Here is a 25,951-nt window from a genome sequence, read left to right on the forward strand (position 1 = left end):
ACAGCGGTAGGAGTAGGTAGTACAGCAGCATCGCCATCGAGCCGGCTCCGATCGTCAACGCGGGTCCCACGCGGTGCCGTCGCGGGAACGTCGCGCAGGGATGGGAGACCGGGTGGTCTCGCGAGTGCAGGAATGTAGTGCAGCTTCCCACCATCGGCAACACCGGGCAGCGTGTCGGCTCTAGTGGAGCGCGCTGCCCTGCACCCACTGCTCCCAGGGCACACCCCAGTCACCGTTCTGCCAGACCTCCAGCGGGGCGCCGCCCGTGTTGCGGATCTCCACCACGTCACCGGGGACGGCGAAATTGAAGAACCACTGGGCGTTCTCGCCGCTGAGGTTGAGGCAGCCGTGCGAGACGTCGGTGTTGCCCTGAGCCCAGACGGTGGAGTCGAGCTGGTGCAGATAGATGCCGTCGGTGCTGATCCGGGTGGCCCAGCCGATGGCCTCCTTGTAGCCGAGCCGGGAGTTGATCGGCAGTCCGTAGGTGGAGGAGTCCATGATCACCGGATTGGCCTTGTCCATCACCGTGTAGATCCCGGGTTGGGTCCAGAACGTGATCGTCTTGCCTCCGACGACCTCGCTGCCGCCCCTGCCCATCGAGGTCGGCATGGTGCGGATCAGCCTGCCGTTCTCGAAGACCTGGACCTGTTTGGTGTTGTCATCGGCGATCGATACGTGCGCCGCGCCGATGGTGAACGTGGTCTTGGTGTCCTCCTGGCCGTAGAGCCCGCGGCCGAGTTCCTGGCCGTAGACGTTCGCCGCCACGCTGACCTTGGTGCCCGGCGCGTAGTACTCCCTCGGACGCCAGTGCGCGTTGCGGTCGTCCAGCCAGTACCAGGAGCCCTCCACCGGCGGATCGGTGGTGACCGCGAGGTGCTTCTCGGCGGCGGCGTGGTCGGGAATGTTCTCGTCGAAGTGCGCCACCACCACGGTGCCCACGCCGAACGTGCCGCCGTCGGACAGTGGCGTGCCGCCCGTGGTGGTCAGTGACACCTTCGTCTGGTTGTTGGGGGTCAGCGTGGAGAAGGTCGAGGTGGTCGGGCCGGTTCTGCCGGTGATGCTCAAACCCTCCGCGGTCACCGTGTAGGTGCGGCCGTAGCCGAGCGGCTCGGTGGGTTTCCACGCCGTCTTGTCCGGCGTCATGATCCCGTCGACCGTCTTGCCCTGCTCGTTGGTCATGGTGACCCGGGCCAGCTGGCCGTCGGCCGTGCTCACCTGCACCGGCGCCAGCGGATCGACATTGCCCGCGCCCGAGGAGGGCGTGATCGTGATCGGCGCGGGCGCTGGGCCCGCCGCACCCGGTGTCTTCCCCGGCCCCGACGAGGACGAGCACGCCGCCACGAGCACCGCCATGATCAGGGCGAACCCCGCGACGATTCCGGATCGGACGCGACTGGTCGCCATGAAATCTCCTGTATCCGCCCAGCGCAACGAATGGCGCACCCGCGCCTGTCTATCCCCCTCGCAGTTTACCGACCCGTTTCGCGCGCGAACCCGTGCGGAGCGGGCCCACGGCAGACTCCCAGCCACTACACAGGAAGGGCCTCGGCGGAAAACCGCTGGCTCCCGGGCGGTCGACCTTTCTACCGTCGCTGGGTATGGAGATCGACTACCGATGGCGAGGCGCTCTGAGCGACAGCGAACTGGCCGACTTGACGAGATCGCACGGCGGCGACGCGGACCCGGGATGGTGGGACCGCGCGGCGCGGCACAGCCTCGGCTGGGTCACCGCCCGGACCGGCGCTGACGCGCTCGCCGGTTTCGTCAACGTGGCGTGGGACGGCGGCGACCACGCGTTCCTGCTCGACCCGAAGGTGCGGTCCGAATGGCAGCACCGAGGCATCGGCACCGAACTCGTCGCCAGGGCCGCGCACGGCGCCAGGACGGCGGGCTGCACCTGGTTGCACGTCGATTTCGAGGATCGCCTCGCGCCGTTCTACTTCGATGCCTGCGGTTTCCGCGCCACGACAGCCGGACTTCTGCGACTGCGCGGCCACGGCTGACGGCCGAAAGTACCGATCGGGACCGCGCCGGCGCGTGCCATGCTGAGGGCCGGAGTCGACCGAGGGGAACGAATGCAGAATCGCCCATCGGCAGCGGAGTTGCTGGATTCGCTCGCCGAGCTGCTCGAGGAGACGCTGCTACCCGCCCTGCCCGCGGAGTTGCGGCACAGGGCGCGGGTGGGGGCCAACCTCGCCAGGATCGTGCGCAGGGAGATCGAATCGGGCCCCGGCGCAGCCGAGCGGGAGCGCGAGCTGCTCGCCGCGGTGGCCGAGGGCGATGACGAGCGACTCTGGGCGGCCCTGGTCTCCGTCGTGCGGGCGGATCTGGCGATCGCCAAGCCGGGCTACGACGCCTGGGCGGCCGAGTGAGCGTCGATCCGGCGCGCGGCTTGGCCGAATTCCTCGGGTCGGGAACCCGCGAGGTGACGGTGTCGAACCTCGAATACCTCTCCGCGGGCGCCCGCCGCCGCAACGTCGCTTTCGAGGCCGATCTGGGCGGCGGGACGCGTCGCCTGGTCGCGACCATCGTGCCGAGCGCGATCGAGCTGGTTCCGGTGGACGTGGAGGCCGCCGTCCGGGAACTGGCGCGCACGCACGGTGTTCCGGTGCCGCCCGTGGTGGCGATCTGCACCGACGCCGCCTTTGTCGGGGGCCCGTTCGTGATCTCCGAGCGCGTCGATGGGGAAACCGTGCCGCGCAAGGTGTTACGGCTGGTCGAGGCGTCGGGCATCGGCGAACGGGTCGCCGAGCAATTGGGCGAGGCCATGGGGCGCTTGCACGCGATCGACCCGGCGGACGCGCCCGCACGGCTGCCCGTCGCGGCGGCCGATCCCGAGCGCCAGCTGATCGAGGCCGACGGGCAGGTGCGCGCGCTCCTGCCGGACCGTCCGGTGTTCGCCCTCGCGCTGCGCTGGCTGGAACGCCACTGCCCGCCCGCGCCGCCCCGCACCGCGCTGCTGCACACCGACCTGCGCAACGGCAACATCGTCGTCGGTCCCGACGGCCTGCGCGCCGTGCTCGACTGGGAAGGCGCGCAGCGTCAGGGTGATCCGATGCGCGACGTGGCTTGGCCCGCGCTGCGCATGTGGCGCTTCCGCGCGGACGACCGCGAATTCGGCGGCCTGGCGGGCCGCGAGGCGTTCGTGCGCGGCTACCACCGCGGTGGCGGGAGCTTCGACGAAGACCGGTTCCGCTGGTGGAAGGTGCTGTGCACGCTCGGCTGGGGCGTCGGACTGGCCGGGCAGGCCGCGGCCCATCTGGACGGCAGCGTGCGCGACATCGTGATGGCGGCCAGCGGACGCCGCGTGTCGGAAATCGAATGGGACCTGCTGATGCAGATCCGACCCACTGCGAAAGGCTGAATGCCCGATGGATTTCGAGCTACCTGCGGAACTGGTCGATTACCTCGCCGAACTCGACGCGTTCATCGATCGGGAGATCACCCCGCTCGAGCAGGCCGACGACAACATCCGCTTCTTCGACCACCGCCGTGAGGACGCCCGCACCGACTGGGAGCGCGGCGGCCTGCCGAACGGGGAGTGGGAGGAACTGCTGGCCGAGGTCCGCAGGCGCGCCGACGCCGCCGGTCACCTGCGCTACGCGTTCCCAGCGCACTACGGCGGGCGGGACGGCACGAACCTCGGCATGGCGGTGATCCGCGAGCACCTGGCCCGGCGTGGCCTCGGATTGCACTGCGATCTGCAGAACGAGCACGCCATCGTGGCCAACAATGTCGGCCTGTTGCTCATGCTCGAGTACGGCACGCCCGAGCAGCAGGCGGAGTGGGTGGACGGACTGGCCTCGGGAACGAAGTTCTTCGCCTTCGGCATCACCGAGCCCGAGCACGGCTCGGACGCGACGCACATGGAGACCTCGGCGGTCCGCGACGGCGACGGCTGGGTGATCACCGGGCGCAAGACCTGGAACACCGGTGTGCACATCGCCGACGCCGACCTGATCTTCGCGCGCACCTCGGGCGGCCCCGGCGACGCGACGGGCATCACGGCGTTCCTGGTGCCCACCGACGCACCCGGGTTCATCGTCGAGGAGTACCTCTGGACCTTCAACATGCCCACCGACCACGCCCGGGTCGCGCTGGACGGCGTCCGGCTCCCGGGCTCCGCCGTCTTCGGCGGCGAGGGACGCGGCTTGGCGGTGGTCCAGCACTTCTTCAATGAGAACCGTATCCGCCAGGCCGCGTCCAGTCTGGGCGCGGCGCAGTACTGCATCGACCAGTCGGTGGCCTACGCCAAACAGCGCAAGCCCTTCGGCAAGCCGCTGGCCACCAACCAGGCGATCCAGTTCCCCTTGGTGGAACTGCACACCCAGTGCGAGATGTTGCGCGCCCTCATTCACAAGACCGCGTGGTCGATGGACACCTACGGCACGTTCGCCGTCTCCGAGCAGGTCTCGATGTGCAACTACTGGGCCAACCGGTTGTGCTGCGAGGCCGCCGACCGCGCGATGCAGGTGCACGGCGGCCTCGGCTACTCCCGGCACAAGCCGTTCGAGCACATCTACCGCCACCACCGGCGCTACCGGATCACCGAGGGCGCCGAGGAGATCCAGATGCGCCGCGTCGCGGGCTACCTGTTCGGCTTCATGGGCAGCAAAGCGCCGAAGGGCGTATGAGCCGGGTCAGAGGCGGCGGATCCGGGCCAGCCACGCGGCGGCGTCGACCTGGCCGGACTCGGAGATCTCCAGGTCCGTCGCTTCTTGCGCGACCAAATCGGTGACCCGTCCGCGGTACTGGGTCGCTCGTAGGTCCTCCACCGACCAGCCGTCGCGGAACGACTCCCGGATCAACGTGTCGCTGATCCGCGGCCCGAACCCCGGCTCGACATCCGAGAGCGCGAGAACGTAGAGCGTTCCGCCCGGCTTGCAGACGGCGTGCAGGCTGCGGACGTACGCGGCGCGCGCCTCGTCCTCGGTCCCGAAGACGTGGAACAGCGCGCTGTCGACGACGGTGTCGAACGCGGGCGCGGAGCCGGGCGGGTCACCGGAGAAGTCCGGCCGGTCGCCGAGGGCCAGCGCGTCGGCCACCTCGAACACGGCCGACGGCACACCCTGTTCGGCCGCGTTGGCGCGCGCGTACGCCACCGCGCTCGGCGACATGTCGATGCCCCGCACGTCGTATCCCAGGCGGGTCAGCAGGATCGTGTGCTCACCCGCGCCGGAGCCCGGGTCGAGCACGCGTCCGGTGATGCCGCCGTCCCGCTCGAGCGCGACGATTGCCGGTTGCGGCTCGCCGATCACCCAGGGTGCGGAGTCGTTGTCATAGACGGTGTTCCAGAAATCAGCTGGACGAGTCATGCCACCATGCTTCATCCTCAACCGCCGTTGAGGTCAACCCGACGCGGCCGGGATTGTGCGAGGTCCGGACCACGTACGCTGCGTCGACGCGGCGGTCGCGGGTACGCGCCGGGTATGAGCACACCGAATATCGATCCCGAAACGGCGGAGTCGATGCAGCAGGACGCGGATTTCGCCGAGGAGCACACCAAACCGACGCACGCCGACGAGCACCCGGCCGGTGAGCAGCTCGAGACCGACGAATCGACTCCGCGCGGCCACGGCGGAATGGATCGGTGAGCACGGCGTGGCACGGTTCCACGCGGAAACCGTGCCACGCGACCGCGCTCAGGCGACGGCGACCATCCGAGCCGCGTTGGCGGACTCGTCGTCGGCCGCCTGGTTGGCGGCCAGTTCGGCGCGCACCCGCTCGCGGTACCGGGTGATCTCCCGCTCGGTGGCGGCGGCGTCCCAGCCGAGGTGCGCGCCGATCAGCCAGGCCACCTCGGGCGCGGCGGCCAGACCGCGGTCGGCGGCCTCGATGGAGACGCGGGTGCGGCGGGTGAGCACGTCGTCCAGGTGCAGCGCGCCTTCGTGCGTCACCGCGTACACGGCCTCCGCGCCGAGGTACTCCGGCGCGCCGGTGAGCGGACGGCCCAGGTCCGGTTCGCGGGCGATCAGGTCGAACAGGTCGGTGATCGCCGAGCCGTAGCGGCCGAGCAGGCGCTCGACCGTCGCCCGCGGCAGGCCCGCGCGTTGCGCCAGGCTGTCGAGGTCGGCCGCGAGTTCCTGGTAACCCACCGCGCCGAGGATCGGCAGGTGCTCGGTCACCGACGGCGCGACCGCGCGGCCGAGTCCCGCCACCGCCGCGTCCACGACGTCGGCGGCCATCACCCGGTAGGTGGTGTACTTGCCTCCCGCGATCACGAACAGACCGGGAGCCGGTTCGGCGACCGCGTGCTCCCGCGAGAGCGTCGCGGTGTCGGCCGACGCGCCGGACAGCAACGGACGCAGCCCCGCGTACGTGCCGACGATGTCGTCGCGGGTGAGCGGCTCGCGCAGCACCTGGTTGACGTGGTCGAGCAGGTATTGCACGTCGGCGTCGCTGGCGGCCGGATGGTCCTTGCTCAGCGACCAGTCCGTGTCGGTGGTGCCGATGATCCAGTGGCCGTGCCACGGGATGACGAACAGCACGCTCTTCTCGGTGCGCATGATCAGGCCGGTGTCCAGATGCAGGCGATGACGCGGCACCAGGATGTGCACGCCTTTCGACATGCGGACGTGGAACGGGAACTCGACGCCGGTCATCCGGTTCATCTCGTCGGTCCACACGCCGGTGGCGCTGATCACCCGGCGCGCGCGCACCGTGTGCACCCGGCCGGTTTCCAGGTCGGTGACCTCCGCGCCGACGACGCGCTCACCGTCGCGCAGCAGCCCCGTCACCTTGGTGCGGGTGAGCACGGTCGCGCCGTGCTGGGCGGCGGTCCGCGCGATCATCATCGTGTGCCTGGCGTCGTCGACCTGCGCGTCGAAGTACCGGATCGCTCCGGTCAGCGCGTCCTCGCGCAGCGCGGGCGCCAGCTCCAGCGCGCGGGTGTGCGACAGGTGCCGATGCATCGGCAAGGCGCGAGCACCGCCGATCGTGTCGTACAGGGCGACGCCCGCGCCGATGTAGGCGCGTTCCCAGACGCGATGGCGTAGCGGCAGCAAAAACGACACCGGCCGCACCAGGTGCGGGGCCAGCCGGCGCAACAGCAGGCCGCGTTCCTTCAGCGCCTCCCGCACCAGCCAGAAGTCCAGCTGCTCCAGGTAGCGCAGCCCGCCGTGGATGAGCTTGCTGGAGCGGCTCGAGGTGCCTGCCGCGAAGTCCCTGGCCTCCACCAGGGTCACGGCGAGGCCGCGGGCGGCGGCGTCGAGGGCGGCGCCCGCGCCGACCACGCCGCCGCCGATGACGAGTACATCGATCTCGGTGTCGCCGAGTGCGTTCACCGCGCGGGCGCGGTACTGGGCGTCCAATCGTGCGGACACAGCGGTATCTCTCCTTGTTTCGGGGTTATTCGGGTAGGACGGCGTCGCCCCTCATTCGTCGACGTCGATCCAGTCGAGGGTGCGGGCGACGGCCTTCTTCCAGCGCGCGTAGCCACGCTCGCGCTGTTCCTCCGACCAGGTCGGATGCCAGCGCTTGGCTTCGTTCCAGTTCCGTTCCAGCTCGTCGGTGTCGTTCCAGAAGCCGACCGCGAGCCCTGCCGCGTAGGCCGCGCCGAGCGCGGTGGTCTCGGCGACCACCGGACGCGACACCGGCACACCGAGGAAGTCGGCCTGCAGCTGCATGCACAGCTCGTTGGCGGTGACGCCGCCGTCCACCCGCAGCACGTCCAGCCGCACTCCGGAGTCGGCCTGCATCGCCTCGACCACGTCGCGGGTCTGGTAGCAGATAGATTCCAGCGTCGCCCGCGCGAGATGGGCGTTGGTGCTGTAGCGGGACAGACCGACGATCGCGCCGCGCGCGTCCGAGCGCCAGTACGGCGCGAACAGGCCGGAGAACGCGGGCACGAAATACACCCCGCCGTTGTCCTCGGCCTGCCGGGCGAGCGATTCGCTTTGCGCCGCGCCGGAGATGATGCCCAGCTGGTCGCGCAGCCACTGCACCGCCGAGCCGGTCACCGCGATGGAACCTTCCAGCGCGTACACCGGCTTCTCCCCGCCCAACTGGTAGGCCACCGTGGTCAGCAGGCCGTGCTGCGAGCGCACGATCTCGGTTCCGGTGTTGAGCAGCAGGAAGTTGCCGGTGCCGTAGGTGTTCTTCGCCTCGCCGGGACGGAAGCAGACCTGTCCGACGGTGGCGGCCTGCTGATCGCCGAGCACGCCCGCCAGCGGCACCGCGCCGCCGAACGGTCCGTCGGCGCGGGTGGTGCCGAACAGTTCCGGGTTGGCCGAGGGAGCGATCCGGGGCAGCATCGCGCGCGGCACCCCGAACAGGGACAGCAGTTCGTCGTCCCAGTCCAGAGTCTCCAGATTCATCAGCATGGTGCGGCTGGCGTTGGTCGGGTCGGTGACGTGCACGCCGCCGTCGACACCGCCGGTCAGCTGCCACAGCAGCCAAGTGTCGGTGGTGCCGAACAGCGCGTCGCCGCGTTCGGCGTCCTCCGCCACCCCGGGAACGTTGTCCAGGATCCAGCGCAGCTTGCCGCCGGAGAAGTAGGTGGCGGGCGGCAGGCCCGCCTTACGCCGGATGATGTCGCCGTGCCCGGCTCGTTCCAGTTCGGCGGCGATCCGGTCGGTGCGGGTGTCCTGCCAGACGATCGCGTTGCAGTACGGCCGCCCGGTCTTGCGGTTCCACACCACCGTGGTCTCGCGCTGGTTGGTGACGCCGACCGCGGCCAGGTCGCTCGCGACCAGATCGGCCTTGGTCAAGGTGGTCTGGATGACCGCGCGGGTGCGCTCCCAGATCTCGGTCGGATTGTGCTCCACCCAGCCCGGGCGCGGCAGGATCTGCTCGTGCTCGAGCTGGTGGCGGGCGACCTCGTTGCCACCGTGATCGAACACCATGAAGCGGGTGCTCGTGGTGCCCTGGTCGATGGCGCCGACGTACTGGCTCATCGCGGTCCTTTCGGGAAAATACTGGGAAAGAGCAGGATTCAGAACAGGAACTGCGCGGCGAGTCCGGCCAGCGCGCCGCCGAGCAGCGGGCCGAGCACCGGCACCCAGGCGTAACCCCAGTCGGAGTCCTTGCCGTGCGGTGCGGCGTCGGGCGATTCGGCCGGAGCGGGCGCACCCGCGCCCACGGGGACCAGGACCGCGTCGGCGGGGGCGGGCTTGCTCACCGGCAGCAGCGCGTGCGCGATGCGCGGACCGAGATCGCGAGCGGGGTTGATGGCGTATCCGGTCGGCCCGCCCAGGGAGGCGCCGATGCCGACGACCAGGAGCGCGGCGGCGGCCGGGCCGAGCCCGCTCGGGGTGTGGCCGAAGGTGAGGATCACCAGGACGAGGATGAAGGTGCCGATCACTTCGGTGACGAAGTTCCAGCGCAGGGCGCGAATCGCGGGGCCGGTGGCGAACACCGCGAGCTTCTTCTCCTCGTCGATCTCGGCGTCGAAGTGGCGCTTGTAGGCGACGTAGGCCACGGTCGCGCCGAGGAAGGCGCCGGCGAATTGGCCGCTCAGGTACGCGAGTGTCGTCGAGCCGGAGATCGCGATGCCGGGGGCGAACTCGTCGGCCCCGCTGAACAGGATGCCGACGGTGACCGCGGGGTTGAGATGGCCGCCGGTCTTGTAGGCGACGTAGACGCCCGCCAGGACCGCGAACCCCCATCCCATGTTGATCAGCAGCCAGCCGCCGTCCAATCCTTTGGACTTCGCCAGCAGTACGTTCGCGACCACACCGACCCCGAGCAGCACCAGCACGCCTGTGCCGAGTGCTTCACTGAGGAAGATCGAGCCGAAGTTCATCGTTGAGCCTCCGTTCGCCCCGCAGGTCGCGGACGCGACCGTGCGTGAAACGGAAACTACGGCGGGATACGGAACCCGGATACAGCTGCCGTTCGACAATGTCGAACGCCTCGACTGGTTGCCGGAAGGCGGCGACGCTACCGTCCGACGCGCGAGGAGGATGTATGGCGCAGCTCACACTGGGTTTCAATGATGTTGCTCAGGTATCACCAGCCGTTCGACATTGTCGAATCACGACACGGGTAGGTTCCCCGATATGCCAGGTGCGATCCAATCGATCGAGCGGGCGGCGGCCGTTCTGCGGCTGCTGGCCCGCGGCTCAGGGCGGCTCGGCGTCGGCGACATCGCGAGCGCGCTCGACCTGCCCAAGCCGACCGCGCACGGCATCCTGCGCACGCTGCAAGGCGTCGGCTTCGTCGAACAGGATCCGGCCACCGGCAAGTACCAACTCGGCGCGGCGCTGCTGCACCTGGGCACCAGCTACCTCGACGCGAACGAGTTGCGCTCCCGCGCGATCAACTGGGCCGACGCGCTGGCGGCGCGCACCGGCGAATCGGTGCGGATCGGCGCGCCGATGGACGGCGCGGTGGTCGTGGTGCATCACGTGTTCCGGCCGGACAATACCCAGCAGGCGCTCGAACTCGGCGAACTGCTGCCGCCGCACGCCACCGCGCTGGGCAAGGTCCTGCTCGCCTACGACGCCGAGCTGGCCGCCACGACGCGCCGCGCCGAGCTGGCCCCGCTCACACACCGCACCCTGGTCGACCGCACCGGGCTCGCCAGGGCGCTGGGCGGCGTCCGGCAGGCCGGATGGGCGGGCGACACCGAGGAATTCCGGACGGGCGAGGCGGGTATCGCGGCGCCGATCCGGGCGCCCGGTGGCCTCGTGGTCGGCGCCATCGGCATCACCGGCGCGGTGGACCGGCTCTGTGACGCCCAGTTGCGGCACCGGCCCGCGCTGGTCGGTCAGGTGCTCGACGCCGCACGGGCGGTGTCGCGCGATCTCGGTACGAGTCACTGACTTTCGTCCCCGCGGTGACCGTCCGATGTCGATCAGGAGCAGCCGAGCATGAAGCAGCGTTACGTGCTGGCCATCGACCAGGGCACCACCTCCACGCGGTGCATCCTGTTCGACCAGCGTGCCCGGCTCGTCGGCGTCGCGCAGCGCCCGCACCGGCAGCACTATCCGCGGCCGGGCTGGGCGGAGCAGGACGCGCTGGAGATCTGGCGCAATGTCGAGCGGATCGTGCCGCAGGCCCTGCGGGATTCCGGTGTGACGGCCGACCGGATCGCCGCGCTGGGCATCGCCAACCAGCGCGAGACCACCGTGGTGTGGGACCGCCGCACCGGCACGCCGATCGGACGCGCCATCGTCTGGCAGGACGTGCGCACCGAGGAACTGGTCCGCGAGCTCGGGGACAAGCCGGGCGCCGACCGGATCCGAGAGCTGTGCGGCCTGCCGCTGGCCAGCTACTTCGCCGCGCCGCGCCTGCGCTGGATGCTGGACTCGGTGCCAGGTCTGCGCGAGCGCGCGGAACGGGGCGAGGTGCTGTTCGGCACCATGGAGACCTGGCTGATCTGGAACCTCACCGGAGGCCCCGACGGCGGGCTGCATTGCACCGACGTCACCAACGCCAGCCGCACCCTTCTGATGAACCTGCGCACCCTCGCCTGGGACGACGAACTGCTGGAGTTCTTCGGCATCCCCGCCCGCATGCTGCCGCGCATCCAGCCCTCGATCGCGTCCTACGGCAACACGCGCCGGGTCGTGCCCGGCATCCCGATCGCCGCCGCCCTCGGCGACCAGCATGCCGCGTTGTTCGGCCAAACCTGTTTCGCGCGTGGGGAGACCAAGTGCACCTACGGCACCGGCGGCTTCCTCATGATGAACACCGGACGCGACCTGGTGCGTTCCGAGCACGGCCTGCTCACCACGATCGGCTACCAGATCGGCCCCGAGCCGGTCTACGCGCTGGAGGGGCCGATCGCGGTCACGGGATCGCTCGTGCAATGGGTGCGCGACAACATCGGACTGGTCACCAGTGCGCCGGAGATCGAAACCCTCGCGCGCACCGTCGAAGACAACGGCGGCTGCTACGTCGTGCCCGCGTTCTCCGGGCTGTACGCGCCGCATTGGCGCAGCGACGCGCGCGGTCTCATCGCCGGGCTGACCTCCTACATCACCAAGGGCCACATCGCGCGCGCCGTGCTGGAGGCGACCGCTTGGCAGACCCGGGACGTGGTGGAGGCGATGAACGCCGACTCCGGCCTGCAAGCCGCGGCACTGCGCGTGGACGGCGGGATGACCTCGAACAACCTGCTCATGCAGATCGTGTCCGATGTGCTGGATGTTCCGGTGCTGCGTCCGTTCGTCGCCGAGACGGTCTCACTGGGCGCGGCGTACGCCGCGGGTCTCGCCGTGGGGTATTGGCCCGACCTCGAGGGATTGCGCAACAATTGGCGCCTTGCCGCCCAATGGGTTCCGCGCATGGACGCGGAGCTGCGGGAGGACGAGTACGAGAACTGGAAACGCGCGGTCGAGTTGACCTTCGGCTGGGTGCGGTCGAAGAAGCGGGCGCGGCGGTGAGTCCGGGGCCCGGAGCTCGTGTCGGGAGCGTGGGTTAGCGTCGAGAGCATGCGGCTTCACGTGGGATGTGCGATGTGGACGCACGCGGCCTGGCAGGAACGTCAGCTCTCCCCGGGGGAGCGGTTGCGCTGGTACGCCACGTGGTGCAACGCGGTCGAAGGCAATACGACGTTCTACGCGACGCCGTCGCTGCGCACAGTCGAATCATGGGCGGCGCAATGCGATCCCGCGTTCCGCTTCGTGCTCAAGTTGCCGAAGCCGATCACCCACGAACGCAGACTGACCGGCGTCGAGCAGGAGCTGCGGTCCTTCCTCGCCGCGATGGAGCCGCTCGGCGAACGCATCCACGCCCTGTGGATCCAGCTGCCGGGTTCGTTCGGACCCACCGATCTCGGTGTGCTGGCCGGTTTCCTGCGCGACTTCCCGCGCTCGTACCGGGTCGCCGTCGAGGTGCGTCACCCCGCGTTCTTCGAGGACGAGCAGGCGGCGCGCAGGCTGGAATACGTACTGTCCAGGGTCGGCGCCGAATGGGTGCCGTTCGACACCACCGTGCTTTTCGACGGTCCGCCCGCCAGCGCGGCGGAACAGGAGGCGGCCGCGAAGAAGCCGCGGGTGCGGCGCAGGATGCGCGCGCTGACCGAATACCCGATCGTGCGCTATCACGGCCGCGACGACGTCCAGCGCACCGTCGACGGCTGGCGGCCGTGGGTCGGCACGGTCGCCGAATGGCTGCGTGAAGGCCGCTCGCCCACCGTGTTCCTGCACACGCCGGACAATGCGGGCTCGCTGGAGCTGGCCCGCCGTTTCCATGACGCGGTCAGGGCCCGGCTGCCCGAGCTCGAGCCGCTGCCCGAGCCCGCCGCCGCCGAGCCCATGACGCTGTTCTGACGGAAAACGCCTCCCGCGGCATCGAGCCGCGGGACCGCGCGGCTCAGGCCTGCAGGCCGACCTCGACCTCGAGGGTGAGCGTGATCTTGTCGCCGATCACCGCGCCGCCGTCGGGCAGCGGCATGTCGATGGTGATGCCGAAGTCGCGGCGGTTGATCACGGTCTTGGCCTCGAAGCCCGCGACCGGCCCCTGGCCCATGCCGGGGTTGACGCCGAGGAACTCCACCTCGAGCGATACCGGCTTGGTGACACCGCGAATGGTGAATTCGCCGTCCACCACGAAATCGTCACCCTTCACCCGGAAACCGGTGGACTTGAATGTGGCCACCGGGAACTGCTCGGCCTGGAAGAAGTCCGCGGTGCGCAGGTGGGCGTCGCGCTGTTCGTTGTCGGTGGTGACCGAGTCGACCCGGATCTCGGCCTCGGCCGAGGCGCTGCCGTCCTCGCCGATCACCAGCTTGCCGGAGAAGTCGGTGAAGCGGCCGCGCACCTTGCTGACCATCAGGTGGCGCACCGAGAAGCCGAGCGTGGAGTGGGCGGGGTCGATGGCCCAGGTGCCCGCGGTGAGAGCGTTGGTGGTTCCGGTCGACATGGCGTTCTCCTTGATAGTTGAGATTTGAATTAGTTGGGTGTGAACGGGGGTGGGATCGGTCGGGGGAAGATCAGTGAGTGCCGAGCAGCTGTGCGAACGGTACCGGGTCGTCGTACGGATCGGTGCCACGCGCTCGCGGCGTGTTGGTCAGCGCGGCGGCGAATTCCGCTGCGGCGCGGTCGATCCGAGCGCTCAACCCCTCGGTCGCCGCAGACGCCCAGTCTTCCGACGCCGCGTACACCGCGGTGGGCGCGACCACCGCGTGCAGGTAGCTGAACATCGGTCGCAGCGCGTGTTCCAACGCGAGGGAGTGGCGCGCCGAGCCGCCGGTCGCGCCGAGCAGCACCGGCATCCCTGCCAGCGCGTCCGGTTCCAGTACGTCGAAGAACGTCTTGAACAGGCCGCTGTAGGAGGCGTTGAAGATCGGCGTGACGGCGATCAGGCCGTCGGCGCCTGCCACGCTGTCGAGCGTCGCGCGCAACCCGGTCGGCGCGAATCCGGTCAGCAGGTTGTCGGCCAGATCCCGCGCGTGCTCGCGCACCTCGACCACGTCGACGGTCACGTCCGCGCCGGACGCGGACAGCGCCGCCGCGGTGGCCGCGGTGAGCCGGTCGGCGAGCAGCCGGGTCGACGAGGGCTGCGACAGGCCGGCGGAGACGACGGCGATGCGGGTCATCCGGTCGCCTCCACGGCGGCGTCGCGGGCGGCGACCAGGCTCGCGTGCGTCGGGGCGTCCGGCACGTGCGCCGGGCGCAGGTCCGCGAACTCTTTGCGCAGCACCGGCACCACTTCCTCGCCGAGCAGGTCCAGCTGCTCCAGCACGGTCTTCAGCGGAAGGCCCGCGTGGTCCATCAGGAACAGTTGGCGCTGGTAGTCGCCGAACGTTTGGCGGAAGGTGAGCGTCTTGTCGATGACCTGCTGCGGGCTGCCCACGGTGAGCGGGGTCTGCTCGGTGAATTCCTCCAGCGACGGGCCGTGTCCGTACACCGGCGCGTTGTCGAAGTAGGGGCGGAACTCGCGCACCGCGTCCTGGGAGTTCTTGCGCATGAACACCTGTCCGCCCAGGCCGACGATCGCCTGGTCGGCGGAGCCGTGGCCGTAGTGCTCGTAGCGCTGCCGGTACAGCCGGATCAGTCGCTGGAAGTGCTCTTTCGGCCAGAAGATGTTGTTGGCGAAGAAGCCGTCGCCGTAGTAGGCCGCCTGCTCGGCGATCTCGGGGCTGCGGATCGAGCCGTGCCAGACGAACGGCGGAACGTCGTCCAGCGGGCGCGGCGTGGCGGTGAACGACTGCAACGGCGTCCGGAATTTGCCTTCCCAGTCGACCACGTCTTCGCGCCAGAGCCGGTGCAGCAGGTGGTAGTTCTCGATGGCCAGCGGGATGCCGTCGCGGATGTCCTTGCCGAACCACGGGTAGACCGGGCCGGTGTTGCCGCGGCCGAGCATGAGGTCGACGCGCCCCTCGGCCAGGTGCTGCAACATCGCGAAGTCCTCGGCGATCTTCACCGGATCGTTCGTGGTGATCAGGGTCGTCGCGGTGGAGAGCTGGAGCCGCTCGGTCCGCGCCGCGATGTAGCCGAGCATCGTCGTCGGCGACGACGGCACGAACGGCCGGTTGTGGTGCTCGCCGGTGGCGAACACGTCCAGACCGACCTCCTCGGCCTTGCGCGCGATCGTCACCATGGCGGTGATGCGTTCGTGCTCACTCGGCGTCCGGCCGGTCGTGGGGTCGGTCGTCACATCACCGACCGTGAAGATTCCGAACTGCACGACGCCTCCTTCGTTCTCAGTCTGACTCAATTTGGTGGATATGGCAACCAAAGGAACCGGCTGGGGTGCCCGAGTATTCCCCGCGCGGCGGTGTGACGCCGGTTACGGCAGGTATTCCGCCAGCCAGGTCCTGGTGAGTTCGCGGGTGACCCGCGCGCCCGTGTCGAGTTCGGTGGTGCCGAAGGCGTGTTCCACGTAAGGCAGCTCGACGTAGCGCTGCGGGACGCCCGCGGTCTCGAGCGCGGCGGCGTAGGCCGCGGTGTGCTCGGCGCGCACCAGGTGATCGCTGGACCCCTGGATCAACAGGGTGGGTGGGGAGGCTGCGCTGACGTGCGGAGCGGAGCTCGTCGCGGTGTAGCGCTCGGGATACTGTTCGGGCGTACCGCCGAGATACTGCCGGGCCGCGTCGACGCCGAGCGCGGTCTCGGTGCCGGAAGCGGTGAGATCGACCGCCGGGTACAGCGCGACCGCGGCGCGCACCTCGGGCAGCTCCTCCGCGCTGCCACAGCTGGGCCGCAAGGCGCTCGCGTTGATCTTGTTCGCGACGTTGACGGCCAGATTGCCGCCCGCCGACTCGCCGAACGTGGCGATCCGCCGCAGGTCCCAGTTGTACCGCTGCGCGTTCGCGGCGGCCCAGGTCAGCGCGCAGGCGACGTCGGCGTCCGCGGTGTCCCAGCGGTGCTCGGTCGCGCCGGAGAGGCGGTAGTCGACGTCGAGGACGGCGTATCCGTTGTCGGCCAGCCAGGTCGTATAGGCGTCGGTGCCGCGGCTGCCCGCGACGAACGCGCCGCCGTGGATGCTCACCACCAGTGGGGCCGGGGCCGGTCCCGGGGCGGGCAGATACAGATCCGCCTGGATCGGCTGCCCGTCGACGGTCGCGTAGGTGACGGTCTCGTCCGGCGCGTCACCGACGGTGCTGAACGGGACGGCCGGGGCGAACGGAACCCAGACGCCCGCCGCGTCGTGCGCCGCGAACACCAGCGTCGCGCTCGTGACTACGGACAGCACCAGGCCGACGACGGCCACGCCGGTCACCGCGGCCGCCGGGCGCCGTCCCCGCTCGCCGGAGCGAAGCGCGGTGAGCGCGAGCCCGGTCGCGGCCACCGCCAGCACCATGTTCCACGAGCCGAGCGCGTCACGGACCGAGCCGAGCAAGAGCACCGCCGACTGCACGATCGCGTTGCCCAGCAGCGGCATCATCCAGGAAACCGGCAGGATCGCGATCAATTGGCCGAGCGCGAGATACCCGGCGAGGACTCCGGCGGATACCAGCAGCGCGAGGCGGGCCAGGCGAGGCGGGGTCGCGGATTCTCCGGGCACGGTCACATCCGCTCCTGGCTCGTCGGTCATCCAAGGTCTCCGTTTCCGGTCGGGGCTGCCCTCCAACCTAGGTCGGTCTTCGCGCGTGCCGGATGCGGGTGCTGGTGAGTCGGGGCGGAATCGGGTAGCCGACTACGCGCGTTTTCCCGTGTCTCGTCCGCAGAATCGGTCGTCACAGGGTTTCGACATCGGGGTTTCGAAGGGATTTGCATGGCTGGTTATCACGATTGGTTGGCGCCTGCTCCGAATCCGGAGCCGCCCTTGGACAGCCGCGGGCGCGCCGAAGTTCGCGATCCCGCGCCGGCACGGGCGCTACCTTGCCGCACGCGGACGCGCGCTGTGTCCGGCCGGTCGAGTGCCGGGATCCGTAGCGCGGTGCGGCGCAGTCATGCGTCCGCCGCGCAGGCGGGGGACGAAACCCGCTCGGCGGCACGCCGGTTCGCCGAGTCGGCGGTGCGCATCGTCCTCGAGGTACTCGACCGTAGGAGACCCGTACCGCAACTGGCCGCGGTCGCCGACGCCACGGTCGTCGCCGCGGTGCGCACATTGCTCGCCGCCGGTCTGGTGCCCGGTCACGCACTCGGCGTCGCGGTGCCGATCCGGGTGAGCGTGGCGCTCGTGGATGCCAGGACCGCCGAGGTCTTCGCCGCATATGCCCGTGGCGGTCGCCGTTTCGCCGTGGCGGCGAGGATCGTCCGGACGCGCTCGGCGGGCTGGCGGCTGACGGCGCTGCGCATCCGATGACGTGGTGCGTCAGCCGAGCTGGACGGATCGGCGCGCCATGCCGAACCAGTAGCCGTCGATGACGGTGCGCAGCGCGCCGAGGTCGTCTTCGCCCGCGCCGAGTGCGACGAACAGCGGTGCGAAGTGCTCGGCGCGGGGGTGGGCCAGGCGCGCGGCGGGAGCTTTCCGCTCGAAATCGAGCAGTGCGTCCAGGTCGTGTGCGGCCAGCGCGTCGCGGCCCCACTCGTCGAATTCGGCGGTGAAGGAGTGCACGTGTTCGTCGTCGGCCGTCAGGGCGCGCAGGTTGTGGGTGAAGAAACCGCTGCCGACGATCAGCACGCCCTCGTCGCGCAGGGGCGCCAACTTCCGTCCGATGTCCAGCAGCGCCCCAGGGTCCAGCGTCGGCATGGACAGTTGCAACACCGGGACGTCGGCGTCCGGGTACATCTCCTTCAGCGGCACGTAGGCGCCGTGGTCGAGCCCGCGCTCCGGGACGTCGGCCACGGCGACGCCGGGTCCGCGCAACAGGTTTCGCACCTTCTCGGCCAGCTCCGGCGCGCCCGGCGCGGGATAGCGCACCTGGTAGTACCGCTCGGGGAAGCCCCAGAAGTCGTAGACCAGCGGCACCGTCTCGGTGGCGCCGAGCGCGATCGGCGCGGCCTCCCAGTGCGCGGAGACGATCAGGATCGCCCGGGGGCGCGGCAATGCGCCCGACCACGCCGCCAGTTCGGTGGGCCAGCTCGCGTGATCGGCCAGTGGCGGAGCGCCGTGGGAGAGATAGAGCACCGGCATTCTTCCGGTGTTCACGCTGGTCATGGCGCTCCTCCTTGTTCGGCCGCAGGTAGTTCGAATTCGAACTAAACGGTAGCTGATTGTTCAAATTTGAACAATATGGTTAGGGTGGAGCTGTGGAGACCAGGTGGCTGAACGCGCGCGAGATGCAGGTGTGGCACAGCTTCCTCGCGGCGGGCGCGCTGGTGGACCGTGAGGTGGAACGGCAGCTCAAGCGGGAAGGGCTGTCGCACACGCAGTACGAGGTGCTGGTGCGGCTCGCGGACGCGCCGGAGGGCCGCCTGCGGATGACCGAACTCGCCGACGCGCTCTACACCTCCAAAAGCGGGCTGACCTACCAGGTGACGCAATTGGAGAAGGCCGGACTGCTGGTGCGCGAGGCCTGCCCGACCGACGTGCGCGGGGTCATCGCCGTGCTCACCGGCGCGGGCCGGGAACGGCTGGCGCAGATCGCGCCGGACCATGTCGCGACCGTCCGCCGCGTCCTCGTCGACGTGCTCAGCGCCGCTCAGCAGAGCGCCGTCGCGGAGGGCCTGGGCGAGGTCGCGCGGCGGCTCGCGCCCTGACTCAGGCCAGCGACGCCAGCCAGTCGTGCATCCACGACAGCGCGGTCGCGCCGCCGCCGACGCGGTAGCTGCCGTAGGCGGTGTGCGCCTCGGAGCGGTAGAACTGGTCCAGCAACCGGGCCCGTTCCTGGTTCGCCGACTCCGACAACTGGCTCTGCAGCAACGGGATTCCGCCGTTGGACATCAGATCGCCGACGATGGCGCCCATTTCCATCTGGTAGCGCCAGAGATCGGCCGGGTCGGGATGGGAGGTCTGGGCCAGGAAGCCGGCGAACCGGGTCACGAAATCGTCCGACGCCGTGGTGCAGTACAGATCGCCGACCGCGCAGATGGTGCGGGTCTGCGGGCTGACGAAGCCGAAGCCGCCGATGCGGGGACCGCCCGCGCCCGCGCCGCCCACCGGCGGACCGACCAGCGCGTCGGTGGGGGAGCGGCGCGGATCGGAGATGAGTCCGACCGCCGCGATCCGGTACGGCGGCACGACGCCGATCCCGGTGCCGATCTCGGCGGCCAGATCGCCCGCGGCGTCCGCGCCCTGGCTGTAGCCGAGCAATGCGATCTTGGTCGCGCCGCACGCCCTGGCCATCGCTCCGATCATGCCGCGCGCGTTGTCGACGGCCTCGCGTTTGGACGCGCCGTAAACCTCGGTCTCCCAAGGGAAGGCGGTCGCGGCGTAGCTGACGTAGTCGACCCGCACCGAGGACGGCAGGCCGTTGGTGACTCCGGCCAGCATCCCGGGGCCGGGGCGCTCGCCATCGGTGGTGGTTTCCCAGGTGCCCGGGATGGCCACCACGTACATGCTCGGGCACTCGGGCTCGGCGACGGCGGGCCCGCTGCCCGGCCCTACGCACGACAGCGCCATCGCCGTGAAACCGATAGCCGCCGAGATCCACTTCGATCGCATGGCGTTTGCTCCTGGTAGTACAGGCGCCGCAGGCGCTCCCCGGCAGGAAAGGCCTTCGCCGGCGCCGCGCGGTGGTCGAACCCGGCCCCGTCGAAGGCTGCATTGAGACTCGGTGGTCTCAAAGTGCAGCCAGGATAGCGAGAGTGTGTGAGACGGCACAATCCGGGGCGCAAGTGACGCGTATCACAGCGAGTTCGGTCGCCTCGACGCTCCCTGATTGCTAAATGCCTGGTGCGAGCAGAACTGCGATGGCCTGTGCCCATCGGTCGATGGTTGCCGTGGCGGCGCGCTCCGAAGTGCGCAGCGGACGGGACATCGCGGTGCCGCGCAGGATCGCGACGGTGAGATCGCGGACGGCCGGATAGCCGGGATGGGCGACGAGGCTCGGGCCGAACAGCGCGTCCACCACGCGCCGCAAGTCGCGCCCGGCTTCTCGTTCGGCCACGCGCAACGCCTCGGCAAGCGCCGGATCGGTCCGCGCGGCCGTCCACAGTTCGAACTCGGCTTGCGCCGCCGGTCGCGCCATCGATTCGTAGAGGGCGGTCAAGGCGCGCAGCACGGGATCGGCTCCGTCGCCGAGTCCGGCCGCGATCTCTCGTACCGCCGCTTCGTTGCGCGCGACCAGATGGCCGACCAGGTCGGTGATCAACGCGCCGAGGGTCGGGAAGTGATGCAGCAGCGCTCCGCGGCTGACCTGCGCGGCACGCTGAACGGAGAGGGTGGACAGTGCCCGGTAGCCCTGTTCGGCCAGCAGGTCGGCGGCGGCGTCGAGGATGCGGGCGCGGGTCGCCCGTTTCTGTTCCTCGCGTAGTCCGGCCATTCCGGCTCCCTCCGTCGGCGCGACATTTTCACAGTCAATGTTGACTGTCAATCGGCGTTTGCGCCAGACTGCGGAGACGGGTTCGGGACCAGCGTCGAAGGGAAAGCGATGACCGACAGTGACATCAGGGCCGATGGCGACGCGGGCGCGTGGTATCGCGGGTGGACCGAGCAGCCGGACTCACCGTGGGCCGGACGCCCGGACCCGGACGACGCACGCGAGTACCGGACGCTGACTTACGAGCGGGACGGCCGCATCGCGCGCATCACCTTCAACCGGCCGGAGAAGGGCAACGCGATCACGCCCGACACACCGAACGACCTGGCGCACGCGGTGGAACGCGCGGATCTGGACCCGCGGGTGCACGTGATCCTGTTGTCCGGGCGCGGCAAGGGATTCTGCGGCGGATACGACCTGAGCATGTTCGCCGAGCAGAGTTTCGCGGTGGCAGGCGGTCCCGGCGACGCGGCGGGGACGGTCGTCGACCCGGTGGTGCAGGGCCGCAATCACGATCCGGCGCGGACCTGGGACCCGATGATCGACTACGCGATGATGAGTCGGTTCAACCGCGGTTTCGCCAGCCTGATGCACGCGAACAAGCCGACCGTGGCCAAACTGCACGGCTTCGCCGTGGCGGGCGGCAGCGACATCGCCCTGTTCGCCGATCAGATCATCTGCGCCGACGACACCAAGATCGGCTACCCGCCCACCCGGGTCTGGGGTGTCCCGGCGGCGGGCATGTGGGCGCATCGCCTCGGCGACCAGCGCGCCAAGCGTCTGCTGTTCACCGGCGACTGCCTTACGGGCAGGCAAGCGGTGGAATGGGGCCTGGCGATCGAATCCTGGCCGGCCGACGAACTCGACGCGCGCACCGAGGAATTCGTCGCGCGGATCGCGCGCATGCCGATCAACCAGCTGATGATGGCCAAACTGGCGCTGAACTCGGCGCTGTACGCCCAGGGTGTGGCGAACTCCGGCATGATCAGCACCGTCTTCGACGGGATCTCCCGGCACACCACGGAGGGTTACGCCTTCCAAACCCGCGCTGCTACCGCCGGTTTCCGCACGGCGGTCCGGGAACGCGACGAACCATTCGGCGACCACAAACGCGGCCGGCCGGAGGGATGATTCGCTTCTGAGCCGAGTGAGAATCGGCCGAATCCACCGGCGCGAACGGCGAGGGGCGGTGGTCCGGTGACCACCGCCCCTCCTCCGTACGCCGGAAAATCCGTCAGCGGACGGGCGGGACCTTCCCGGTCGCCTCGTCCTCGAGGTCGTAGCCCAGCCGCACGTCGTGGGCCATCTCGCCGCCGCTCACCGTGATCCGGCTGGTCACCGCGGGATAGCCCCGGGCGACGACCGTGTAGTCGCCTTCGGCGAGATCCGCGACGACATAGCGGCCGTTCTCGTCGGTGCGCGTCGTCGCGGTCAGCACGCCCGCCGCGTCGAGCACGCTGATCTGCACGTCCGCGACCGCCCGGCCGCCGTCCGCCCACGCCGACCCGGCCAGCACCGCCATCGGCGTGAGAACGATGTCGTGGTGCAGCAATCCGCTGTCCGGCACGGTCAGCGCGGTCGCGCTGGGACGCATGTGCTCGGCGACCGCCACGACGGTGTATGTGCCTGGCACCACGCCGTGGCAAACGTAGCCGCCGTCGCCCTCGGCGGTCGCGGATCCGACGACCTCGCCGTCCAGATCGGTCAGCGTGATGGTCGCGCCCGGCAGCGGCTCGCCCAGGGTGCTGGACCGGACCACGCCGGACACCTCGCCGGAGCCGAGCAAGGTGATGTCGAATTGCTGCGGCCGGTCTGCGACGGTCACGTTGACCGCGGCGGGCTGATGTCCCGCGGCCGACACGATCAGCACGTAGTTGCCCGCGTCGGGCACGCCGACGAGGTAACTGCCGTCCGCACCGCCGTTCGTCCGCGCGGCCTGCCGCCCCTGATGGTCGATCAGCGTGAGTGCGGCGGCGGGCACCGGCCTGCCGTCCTCGCGATGGACGTAGCCGTTGAGCGAACGGCCTTCGTGCTCGGCGCCGTCGAAATTCGCCCGCGGCTCGCGCAGGTACGCGCCGTTGGCCGCCGGTTCGCCCGAGGCGTAGCCGCCCGCGGCCGCGGCGAGCACCGGTTCCGGCTCCGACAGCGCCTGCGCGGCGCCCTCCCAGACCTGATCCGCGTCCCAGTGCGACTCGGCGGCCTCGGTCTGCTCGACCGGCGTCTGCGCGGCGGGCGCCGGAGTGTCCTGGAGCGGGATCTCTTTCATGAACATCAGCACCACGCAGGCCAGCAGCGCGACCGCGCCCGCCGCGTAGAACACCCCGTGCATGGAGTTGGTGAAGCCGGTGAGGATCGGCACCTTCAGCGCGTCGGGCAGCGCCGCGATGCCGCTGGTGTTGGACTGCATGCCGCTGAGCTGCTCGGTCCCGAACCCGGGTGGCAGCGCGCCGCCGAACGCGTCGGTGATCCGGTGCGGCAGCAGATTGAACAGAATGGTCAGGAACACCGCGACGCCGAGCGTGCCGCCCATCTGCCGGAAGAAGGTGGCCGACGCGGTGGAAACACCCATGTCGGAGCGCGGACCGGCGTTCTGCGCGGCGATGATCAGCGTCTGCATACAACAGCCGAGCCCGAGCCCGATCAGTCCGCCGATGGCCAGCGGCTGCCACAGCGGGCTGTCGTAGTGCACCTGCGCGTACAGGACCGCGCCGACCGCGACGATGAACGTGCCCGTCACCGGCAGGATCTTGTAGCGGCCCGTGCTCTTGGTGATCCGCCCCGCGGCCTGCGAGCCGATCATGATGCCGAGCACCAAGGGCAGCATCAGCAGACCGGCCTTGGTCGGCGAGTAGCCGCGCACGACCTGGAAGTACTGCGGAACCATGGTGATCGCGCCGAACATCGCGACGCCGACGATGAATCCGCCCGCGATGGTGACGCTGAAGGTCGAATTCTTGAACAGCCGCAACGGGATCAGCGCGGAGTCCTTCATGAAGAACTCGACCAGGAGGAACAGCACCAGACCCGCCGCGCCGATGCCGTAGCAGAGCAGCGAGCGGTGCGAGGACCATCCCCAGTGCCTGCCTTGTTCGGCGACGATCAGCAGCGGCACCACGCAGATGGTCAGCGTCAGCGCGCCGAACCAGTCGATCCGGTGATGCTGGCGCTGGTGCGGCACGTTGAGCACCTTGGCGACCACGAGCAGGGCGAGCACGCCGACCGGGACGTTCACCAGGAACACCCACCGCCAGCCCTCGATGCCGCCGAGCTGTTCGTAGTCGGAGAAGAAGCCGCCGAGCACCGGGCCCAGCACCGTGGCCGTGCCGAAGACCATCATGAAATAGCCCTGGTAACGCACTCGTTCGCGCGCCGGGACGATGTCGCCGATGATGGTGAACGCCAGCGACATCAGGCCGCCCGCGCCCAGGCCCTGGAACGCGCGGAACGCGGCGAGCTGGTACATCGAGGTGGCGAAGGTGCACGCCACCGAACCGATCACGAACAGGCTGATCGCCGTGAGGTAGAACGGCTTACGGCCGTAGATGTCGGCCAATTTGCCGTACAGCGGCGTGGTGATCGTGGCGGTGATCAGGTAAGCGGTGGTCGCCCAGGCCTGTTCGTCGAAACCGTGCAGGCTGTTGGCGATCTTGACGATCGCGACGCTGACGATGTTCTGGTCGAGCGCGGCCAGGAACATGCCGAGCAGCAGCCCGGACAGGATGGTCAGGATCTGCCGGTGCGACAGTGACGTGTCCGCGCCTGCGGCCGGGTTCCGCGGAGCCCGGGTGGTGGAAGTCGTCATGAATGAGCCCTATTTCGGATCGGCTGGGTGTCGGGTGGTGGTCTCTATTCCTGCGGTGAGCCGGTCGAGCAGCGCGGTCAAGGTGTCGCGGTCCGATGCGGGCCAGTCGGCCAGGATGTCGGCCAGCCACCGGTTGCGCTGGGCGCGATTCTCCTCGAAGACGCGAACGCCTTCCGCGGTGGCCGCAAGCACGCACGCCCGGCCGTCGACCGGGTCGGCCCGGCGCTCGACCAGGCCGTGTGCCACGAGTTGTCTGCTCTGTCTGCTGATGGTGGATGCCTCGGCGTGCAGCAGTTCGGCGAGCCTGCCCGCGCGCTGCGGTCCCTCGTGCACGAGGGAGAACAGCACGGCGTAGGCGAGTCGCTCCAGTCCGTCCGGACCCGGCCGGACGGGCTGCCATTTCGCCCGGTTGACCGCGCGCATGAACCGGACCAGCCGCTGACCGAGTTCGTCGGCGGCCGCGAGTTCGGCCGCCGTGATCCGGCGCTCGCGAGCGGTTGCGGACATGACACTCACCTCGATGTTCCCCACCAGCACATTGATGGCAACCACAACTAGTTGCTTTAAGCAACTATACATCCGGGTTGCCGGGGGTCTGCGAGGTGGGTCACGCGCCGGTTCCGTTGCTACCGTCGATGGCGTGTCCGAGTCGCTTGTCCGCTTCCGTGCCGCCTTGCCGTCCGATTGCCGATGGGCGCCGGTCGGCAGCGGGGAGTCCGGCGCCGAGGTGTTCCGGTCCGCCGACGGCTCCCGCTACGCCAAGTGTGCCGATCCCGGTGGGGTCGCGGACCTCGCGCTGGAGCGGGACAAGATCGTCTGGCTCGACAGCCACGATATGCCCGGCCCCCGGGTGCTGGACTGGCGGGACGGCGACGATGGCGCCTGCCTGGTGACCAGCGCGGTCCCGGGCGTGCCCGCGGACGCGGTATCCGGCGAGACACTGGGCCGCGCTTGGGAATCCATCGCGGACACGGTGCGGCGCCTGCACGAGGTGCCCACCGAGCAGTGCCCGTTCGATCGTGGCCTGGCGCGGATGTTCGCGATGGCCCAGGACGTGGTGGTCCGGGGTGCGGTGCACACCGAGTTCCTCCCCGAGGAACAGCAGGGCACTCCGCCCACCGTCCTGCTCACCAGGCTGGCCGGTGAGCTGGAGCCGAGGATGACTCAGGAGTTCGCCGAAGCCGTGGTGTGCCACGGCGATCTGTGCCTGCCCAACATCATCCTCGATCCGGAAACGCACACGGTGGCCGGTTTCGTCGACCTCGGGCGTCTCGGCATCGCCGACCCCTACGCCGATATCGCCTTGCTGCTCGCCAATTCCCGGGAGTCATGGCAAGACGAGCGGCGCGCCGAACAGGCCGACCGGACATTCGCCGCCCGCTACGGCATCGAGCTGGATGCCGATCGTCAGCGCTTCTTCCTCCATCTGGACCCGCTGACCTGGGGTTAGC

The 25,951-nt window shown here is 69.8% G+C and carries 26 protein-coding genes; 12 read left to right on the forward strand and 14 right to left on the reverse strand.

Features of this window, described 5'->3' with window-relative positions; genetic code table 11:
- Positions 1 to 180: 180 nt before the first annotated feature.
- Positions 181 to 1,404, reverse strand: a complete 1,224-nt coding sequence (locus tag ACIHAX_RS21250; protein WP_364430005.1) for an Ig-like domain-containing protein — start codon at positions 1,402 to 1,404, stop codon at positions 181 to 183.
- A 194-nt stretch (positions 1,405 to 1,598) separates the two neighbouring features.
- Here ACIHAX_RS21250 and ACIHAX_RS21255 point away from each other — a divergent pair, with 194 nt between their 5' ends.
- From ACIHAX_RS21255 to ACIHAX_RS21270, 4 genes are all read left to right on the forward strand, one after another.
- The gene (locus ACIHAX_RS21255) at positions 1,599 to 2,003 is read left to right on the forward strand and encodes a GNAT family N-acetyltransferase (RefSeq protein WP_364430002.1); all 405 of its coding nucleotides are present in this window, start codon (positions 1,599 to 1,601) and stop codon (positions 2,001 to 2,003) included.
- Positions 2,004 to 2,075: 72 nt separating this feature from the next.
- Entirely contained in the window at positions 2,076 to 2,372 is a 297-nt protein-coding gene (locus tag ACIHAX_RS21260) for a DUF6285 domain-containing protein (RefSeq protein WP_355075713.1), read from the forward strand.
- On the forward strand, positions 2,369 to 3,364 hold the full coding sequence (locus ACIHAX_RS21265) for a phosphotransferase family protein (protein WP_397279180.1): 996 nt from the start codon (positions 2,369 to 2,371) through the stop codon (positions 3,362 to 3,364). The genes ACIHAX_RS21260 and ACIHAX_RS21265 overlap by 4 nt, the downstream gene beginning before the upstream one ends.
- A gap of 7 nt (positions 3,365 to 3,371) precedes the next feature.
- Positions 3,372 to 4,634: an acyl-CoA dehydrogenase family protein gene (locus ACIHAX_RS21270; protein WP_355075717.1), complete on the forward strand. Its 1,263-nt coding sequence runs from the start codon at positions 3,372 to 3,374 to the stop codon at positions 4,632 to 4,634.
- A 6-nt stretch (positions 4,635 to 4,640) separates the two neighbouring features.
- Here the strand turns inward: ACIHAX_RS21270 and ACIHAX_RS21275 are convergent, their stop codons facing one another.
- Positions 4,641 to 5,315 carry a class I SAM-dependent methyltransferase gene (locus ACIHAX_RS21275; protein ID WP_364429995.1) on the reverse strand — a complete coding sequence of 225 codons (675 nt, stop codon included), beginning with the start codon at positions 5,313 to 5,315 and terminating at the stop codon, positions 4,641 to 4,643.
- A gap of 114 nt (positions 5,316 to 5,429) precedes the next feature.
- Here ACIHAX_RS21275 and ACIHAX_RS21280 point away from each other — a divergent pair, with 114 nt between their 5' ends.
- Entirely contained in the window at positions 5,430 to 5,594 is a 165-nt protein-coding gene (locus ACIHAX_RS21280; protein ID WP_355075720.1) for a hypothetical protein, read from the forward strand.
- 48 nt (positions 5,595 to 5,642) lie between these two features.
- Here ACIHAX_RS21280 and glpD read toward each other — a convergent pair whose 3' ends face one another.
- Genes glpD through ACIHAX_RS21295 form a run of 3 tightly spaced genes read right to left on the reverse strand, consistent with a single transcriptional unit; the run spans position 5,643 to position 9,742 of the window.
- A complete protein-coding gene (gene glpD / locus ACIHAX_RS21285) occupies positions 5,643 to 7,322 on the reverse strand; it encodes a glycerol-3-phosphate dehydrogenase (RefSeq protein ID WP_364429991.1) in 1,680 nt (559 codons plus the stop codon).
- A 51-nt stretch (positions 7,323 to 7,373) separates the two neighbouring features.
- Entirely contained in the window at positions 7,374 to 8,894 is a 1,521-nt protein-coding gene (gene glpK / locus ACIHAX_RS21290) for a glycerol kinase GlpK (RefSeq protein WP_355075724.1), read from the reverse strand.
- Between the two features lie 38 nt (positions 8,895 to 8,932).
- Positions 8,933 to 9,742 carry an MIP/aquaporin family protein gene (locus tag ACIHAX_RS21295; RefSeq protein WP_397279184.1) on the reverse strand — a complete coding sequence of 270 codons (810 nt, stop codon included), beginning with the start codon at positions 9,740 to 9,742 and terminating at the stop codon, positions 8,933 to 8,935.
- A gap of 256 nt (positions 9,743 to 9,998) precedes the next feature.
- Here ACIHAX_RS21295 and ACIHAX_RS21300 point away from each other — a divergent pair, with 256 nt between their 5' ends.
- The 3 genes from ACIHAX_RS21300 to ACIHAX_RS21310 are packed head-to-tail and all read left to right on the forward strand — an operon-like array spanning position 9,999 to position 13,217.
- The gene (locus tag ACIHAX_RS21300) at positions 9,999 to 10,763 is read left to right on the forward strand and encodes an IclR family transcriptional regulator (RefSeq protein ID WP_397279186.1); all 765 of its coding nucleotides are present in this window, start codon (positions 9,999 to 10,001) and stop codon (positions 10,761 to 10,763) included.
- A 48-nt stretch (positions 10,764 to 10,811) separates the two neighbouring features.
- Positions 10,812 to 12,329 carry a glycerol kinase GlpK gene (glpK, locus tag ACIHAX_RS21305; RefSeq protein ID WP_356967001.1) on the forward strand — a complete coding sequence of 506 codons (1,518 nt, stop codon included), beginning with the start codon at positions 10,812 to 10,814 and terminating at the stop codon, positions 12,327 to 12,329.
- Positions 12,330 to 12,377: 48 nt separating this feature from the next.
- A complete protein-coding gene (locus tag ACIHAX_RS21310) occupies positions 12,378 to 13,217 on the forward strand; it encodes a DUF72 domain-containing protein (protein ID WP_355075732.1) in 840 nt (279 codons plus the stop codon).
- Between the two features lie 43 nt (positions 13,218 to 13,260).
- Here ACIHAX_RS21310 and ACIHAX_RS21315 read toward each other — a convergent pair whose 3' ends face one another.
- The 4 genes from ACIHAX_RS21315 to ACIHAX_RS21330 form a co-directional block, all read right to left on the reverse strand.
- Entirely contained in the window at positions 13,261 to 13,809 is a 549-nt protein-coding gene (locus ACIHAX_RS21315) for a YceI family protein (RefSeq protein WP_364429979.1), read from the reverse strand.
- Between the two features lie 70 nt (positions 13,810 to 13,879).
- The gene (locus tag ACIHAX_RS21320) at positions 13,880 to 14,485 is read right to left on the reverse strand and encodes an FMN reductase (protein ID WP_397279189.1); all 606 of its coding nucleotides are present in this window, start codon (positions 14,483 to 14,485) and stop codon (positions 13,880 to 13,882) included.
- Positions 14,482 to 15,576: an LLM class flavin-dependent oxidoreductase gene (locus ACIHAX_RS21325; RefSeq protein WP_397279191.1), complete on the reverse strand. Its 1,095-nt coding sequence runs from the start codon at positions 15,574 to 15,576 to the stop codon at positions 14,482 to 14,484. Before ACIHAX_RS21325 ends, ACIHAX_RS21320 begins: the two co-directional genes overlap by 4 nt.
- A gap of 102 nt (positions 15,577 to 15,678) precedes the next feature.
- Positions 15,679 to 16,926 (reverse strand): alpha/beta hydrolase, encoded by a 1,248-nt coding sequence (locus ACIHAX_RS21330; protein ID WP_364429970.1) that lies wholly within the window; start codon positions 16,924 to 16,926, stop codon positions 15,679 to 15,681.
- 345 nt (positions 16,927 to 17,271) lie between these two features.
- On the opposite strand from ACIHAX_RS21330, the gene ACIHAX_RS21335 reads away from it, so the two are divergent.
- Positions 17,272 to 17,640, forward strand: a complete 369-nt coding sequence (locus ACIHAX_RS21335) for an Rv3235 family protein (protein ID WP_364429967.1) — start codon at positions 17,272 to 17,274, stop codon at positions 17,638 to 17,640.
- A 9-nt stretch (positions 17,641 to 17,649) separates the two neighbouring features.
- Here the strand turns inward: ACIHAX_RS21335 and ACIHAX_RS21340 are convergent, their stop codons facing one another.
- Positions 17,650 to 18,435, reverse strand: a complete 786-nt coding sequence (locus tag ACIHAX_RS21340) for a class III extradiol ring-cleavage dioxygenase (protein WP_355075743.1) — start codon at positions 18,433 to 18,435, stop codon at positions 17,650 to 17,652.
- 92 nt (positions 18,436 to 18,527) lie between these two features.
- Between ACIHAX_RS21340 and ACIHAX_RS21345 the strand changes: the two genes are divergently transcribed.
- Positions 18,528 to 18,977 carry a MarR family transcriptional regulator gene (locus ACIHAX_RS21345; protein ID WP_364429962.1) on the forward strand — a complete coding sequence of 150 codons (450 nt, stop codon included), beginning with the start codon at positions 18,528 to 18,530 and terminating at the stop codon, positions 18,975 to 18,977.
- A 1-nt stretch (position 18,978) separates the two neighbouring features.
- Here ACIHAX_RS21345 and ACIHAX_RS21350 read toward each other — a convergent pair whose 3' ends face one another.
- Positions 18,979 to 19,839, reverse strand: coding sequence for a cutinase family protein (locus ACIHAX_RS21350; RefSeq protein WP_356967173.1), 861 nt, complete (start codon positions 19,837 to 19,839; stop codon positions 18,979 to 18,981).
- Between the two features lie 262 nt (positions 19,840 to 20,101).
- On the reverse strand, positions 20,102 to 20,701 hold the full coding sequence (locus tag ACIHAX_RS21355; protein ID WP_364429959.1) for a TetR/AcrR family transcriptional regulator: 600 nt from the start codon (positions 20,699 to 20,701) through the stop codon (positions 20,102 to 20,104).
- A gap of 108 nt (positions 20,702 to 20,809) precedes the next feature.
- Here ACIHAX_RS21355 and ACIHAX_RS21360 point away from each other — a divergent pair, with 108 nt between their 5' ends.
- On the forward strand, positions 20,810 to 21,829 hold the full coding sequence (locus ACIHAX_RS21360; protein WP_355075750.1) for a crotonase/enoyl-CoA hydratase family protein: 1,020 nt from the start codon (positions 20,810 to 20,812) through the stop codon (positions 21,827 to 21,829).
- A gap of 103 nt (positions 21,830 to 21,932) precedes the next feature.
- Here ACIHAX_RS21360 and ACIHAX_RS21365 read toward each other — a convergent pair whose 3' ends face one another.
- Together ACIHAX_RS21365 and ACIHAX_RS21370 are read right to left on the reverse strand one after the other, a co-directional pair.
- Positions 21,933 to 24,500: an MFS transporter gene (locus ACIHAX_RS21365; RefSeq protein WP_364429955.1), complete on the reverse strand. Its 2,568-nt coding sequence runs from the start codon at positions 24,498 to 24,500 to the stop codon at positions 21,933 to 21,935.
- A gap of 9 nt (positions 24,501 to 24,509) precedes the next feature.
- Positions 24,510 to 25,007, reverse strand: coding sequence for a MarR family winged helix-turn-helix transcriptional regulator (locus tag ACIHAX_RS21370; RefSeq protein ID WP_355075754.1), 498 nt, complete (start codon positions 25,005 to 25,007; stop codon positions 24,510 to 24,512).
- A 133-nt stretch (positions 25,008 to 25,140) separates the two neighbouring features.
- Here ACIHAX_RS21370 and ACIHAX_RS21375 point away from each other — a divergent pair, with 133 nt between their 5' ends.
- Positions 25,141 to 25,950: an APH(3'') family aminoglycoside O-phosphotransferase gene (locus ACIHAX_RS21375; RefSeq protein WP_355075756.1), complete on the forward strand. Its 810-nt coding sequence runs from the start codon at positions 25,141 to 25,143 to the stop codon at positions 25,948 to 25,950.
- Position 25,951 lies beyond the last annotated feature (1 nt).

It is taken from the genome of Nocardia sp. NPDC051929 (assembly GCF_044548645.1).
Taxonomy (GTDB): Bacteria; Actinomycetota; Actinomycetes; order Mycobacteriales; family Mycobacteriaceae; genus Nocardia; species Nocardia sichangensis.

Excerpts from the sequence above, each read along its gene's own strand:
- ACIHAX_RS21340 (WP_355075743.1), bottom strand. The coding sequence starts at position 18,435 with ATGACCAGCGTGAACACCGGAAGAATGCCGGTGCTCTATCTCTCCCAC.
- ACIHAX_RS21315 (WP_364429979.1), bottom strand. The coding sequence starts at position 13,809 with ATGTCGACCGGAACCACCAACGCTCTCACCGCGGGCACCTGGGCCATC.
- ACIHAX_RS21370 (WP_355075754.1), bottom strand. The coding sequence starts at position 25,007 with ATGTCCGCAACCGCTCGCGAGCGCCGGATCACGGCGGCCGAACTCGCG.
- ACIHAX_RS21360 (WP_355075750.1), top strand. The coding sequence starts at position 20,810 with ATGACCGACAGTGACATCAGGGCCGATGGCGACGCGGGCGCGTGGTAT.
- ACIHAX_RS21295 (WP_397279184.1), bottom strand. The coding sequence starts at position 9,742 with ATGAACTTCGGCTCGATCTTCCTCAGTGAAGCACTCGGCACAGGCGTG.
- ACIHAX_RS21250 (WP_364430005.1), bottom strand. The coding sequence starts at position 1,404 with ATGGCGACCAGTCGCGTCCGATCCGGAATCGTCGCGGGGTTCGCCCTG.
- ACIHAX_RS21310 (WP_355075732.1), top strand. The coding sequence starts at position 12,378 with ATGCGGCTTCACGTGGGATGTGCGATGTGGACGCACGCGGCCTGGCAG.
- ACIHAX_RS21270 (WP_355075717.1), top strand. The coding sequence starts at position 3,372 with ATGGATTTCGAGCTACCTGCGGAACTGGTCGATTACCTCGCCGAACTC.
- glpK (WP_355075724.1), bottom strand. The coding sequence starts at position 8,894 with ATGAGCCAGTACGTCGGCGCCATCGACCAGGGCACCACGAGCACCCGC.
- ACIHAX_RS21255 (WP_364430002.1), top strand. The coding sequence starts at position 1,599 with ATGGAGATCGACTACCGATGGCGAGGCGCTCTGAGCGACAGCGAACTG.
- ACIHAX_RS21330 (WP_364429970.1), bottom strand. The coding sequence starts at position 16,926 with ATGACCGACGAGCCAGGAGCGGATGTGACCGTGCCCGGAGAATCCGCG.
- ACIHAX_RS21355 (WP_364429959.1), bottom strand. The coding sequence starts at position 20,701 with ATGGCCGGACTACGCGAGGAACAGAAACGGGCGACCCGCGCCCGCATC.
- ACIHAX_RS21260 (WP_355075713.1), top strand. The coding sequence starts at position 2,076 with ATGCAGAATCGCCCATCGGCAGCGGAGTTGCTGGATTCGCTCGCCGAG.
- ACIHAX_RS21350 (WP_356967173.1), bottom strand. The coding sequence starts at position 19,839 with ATGGCGCTGTCGTGCGTAGGGCCGGGCAGCGGGCCCGCCGTCGCCGAG.
- ACIHAX_RS21280 (WP_355075720.1), top strand. The coding sequence starts at position 5,430 with ATGAGCACACCGAATATCGATCCCGAAACGGCGGAGTCGATGCAGCAG.
- ACIHAX_RS21365 (WP_364429955.1), bottom strand. The coding sequence starts at position 24,500 with ATGACGACTTCCACCACCCGGGCTCCGCGGAACCCGGCCGCAGGCGCG.
- ACIHAX_RS21320 (WP_397279189.1), bottom strand. The coding sequence starts at position 14,485 with ATGACCCGCATCGCCGTCGTCTCCGCCGGCCTGTCGCAGCCCTCGTCG.
- ACIHAX_RS21300 (WP_397279186.1), top strand. The coding sequence starts at position 9,999 with ATGCCAGGTGCGATCCAATCGATCGAGCGGGCGGCGGCCGTTCTGCGG.
- ACIHAX_RS21275 (WP_364429995.1), bottom strand. The coding sequence starts at position 5,315 with ATGACTCGTCCAGCTGATTTCTGGAACACCGTCTATGACAACGACTCC.
- glpK (WP_356967001.1), top strand. The coding sequence starts at position 10,812 with ATGAAGCAGCGTTACGTGCTGGCCATCGACCAGGGCACCACCTCCACG.